This window comes from Binatus sp. (SeqCode), assembly GCF_036522015.1.
In the GTDB taxonomy this organism is placed as follows: domain Bacteria; phylum Desulfobacterota; class Binatia; order Binatales; family Binataceae; genus Binatus.
This window is the reverse complement of record NZ_DATDGQ010000154.1, coordinates 1-1807: the sequence shown is the minus strand read 5'-3', so window position 1 is coordinate 1807 and position 1807 is coordinate 1. Positions and strand designations below refer to the sequence as shown.

Annotated in this window: 2 protein-coding genes; both read left to right on the top strand. The window is 62.5% G+C overall.

The genetic code is table 11. The annotated features are described in order from the left end of the window. The first annotated feature begins 74 nt into the window (after positions 1–74). Positions 75–1145: a phosphotransferase gene (locus tag VIW95_RS06350; RefSeq protein WP_331584595.1), complete on the top strand. Its 1071-nt coding sequence runs from the start codon at positions 75–77 to the stop codon at positions 1143–1145. A 4-nt stretch (positions 1146–1149) separates the two neighbouring features. Further along, the coding region (locus VIW95_RS06345; protein WP_331584594.1) for a nucleotidyltransferase family protein at positions 1150–1807 on the top strand (658 nt) is incomplete at its 3' end.

Here is a 1807-nt window from a genome sequence, read left to right as displayed (position 1 = left end):
ATGGCCGCGCCGGTTTTCTATTGCGCGAGTCACACTCGCGCGAGCATGCCCCGCGCCGCTAGAATCCATCTCGGATGGATGACAGCGGCGCGTTCCAGGCATGGGCAGCAGCGGCCATCGCGAAGCGATGGCCGCAGGCACGGGTCGAGAACATCGCCGCGCTTCGCGGCGATCTCTCGACCCGTCGCTTCTGGCGCGTCGCTATCGCGACGCGCACCGGAACCGCCGCCCCTGCCACCGCCATCCTCGTCGATCTCGGCCCTGATGACTTACCCCGTTACGTTCGCGTCCTCAATCTTCTGCCTTCGCCTATCACCGAGCCGCCGTGGATCAACCTGCATCGCTTCCTTGAGTCGATCGGCGCGCCGGTTCCCGCGCTTTACGACGCCGATCCAGCGCGGCGCGCGATGCTGGTGGAAGATGCCGGCGAACTCTCCCTGCTCGACACCGTCCGCCGTCCCGGCGCCGACGCCGCGGATCTATTCCGGCTCGCCACCACCGAGTTGGTCCGGCTGCACGTTGACGGCACCGCGCGAATCGACGCTCGATGTATTGCGCACGAGATTTCCTACACCGGCCGGCTCTTCGAATGGGAGTTGAAGGAATTTGCGGAAGTCGGCCTCGAGGCTGTGGCTCCCGGTGCGGACTACTCTTCTATCGCCCCCGAGTTGACTCGCCTCGCCACGCGGCTCGATCGTTTCCCGCGCGTGTTCTCCCATCGCGACTATCATCGCGAAAATCTTTTCATCCAAAATCTCTCAAACCAGAATGGTCCGCGAATTCGCATCATAGATTTTCAGGACGCGCTCATGGCCCCTGCCGCGCAGGACCTCGCCGTGCTGCTGACGACGCGCGACACCGACGAAGTTATCACGCCGGCAATCGAGCGCCGCATTCTCGACTTCTATTGTGCCGCGCTCGCGCGTCGTGGCGCATCTGCGCTCGACGCCGCGGAGTTCATGCTCAGCTATCGCCTCTGCGTTTTGCAGCATGCGCTCAAGATGATCGGACGCTTCGAAAATTTCGAGCGCAACGGCAAGACCGGCTATCGTCGTTACATCCCAAATGCACTCGCACAGGCGCGCCGGATGTTACCCGAGATGCGCGCCGACTTCCCCAAACTCTGCGCGGCGCTGATTGGCTGATGCCATGAAAGCTCTGATACTTGCGGCCGGGATGGGTGAGCGGCTTCGCCCGCTGACTGACGTGACGCCAAAGCCGATGCTCGAGCTCGGCGGCCGTCCGCTCATCCACTATCCGCTCGCGATGCTCCGTCGCGCCGGTATTTCCGAAGTCGCGATCAACCTTCATCACCTGGCGACTGCAATTCAGCGCGGACTGGGCGACGGCTCGCAACTTGGCCTGCATATAACCTATGCGCCCGAGCCCGTATTGCTGGGCACCGGAGGCCCGCTCAACGGCCTGCGCAACTTTCTTGGCGACGATACATTCGTGATCGCCAATAGCGACACGATTCTTGATCTCGATCTCAGCGCGATGCTTGCGTTCCATCGCGATCGCGCAGCACTCGCCACCATCGCGCTGTTCCACCCCGCCAATCTCGACTACTACAGCCGCCTCGAAATAGACGCCGCTGAAAAACTCCGCCGGATGCGATTGCTGGTCCGCCGCAGTCCTCTTCAATACGACGACTATCCCTCCAACCTCGATGAAGGAGTTGCCGCGACACTTTCCGGATTCATGTACTGCGGCGTGATCGTCGCCGAGCCGGCAGTCCTGGAGCTGGTTCCGCCAACGACGCCATGGAGCCTGATGCCCGGTTTGTTCGCCCCGATGGTCGCCAATG

What these genes read in the sequence shown, in the direction of transcription:
- VIW95_RS06350 (WP_331584595.1), top strand. Translation starts at nt 75, where the DNA reads ATGGATGACAGCGGCGCGTTCCAGGCATGGGCAGCAGCGGCCATCGCG.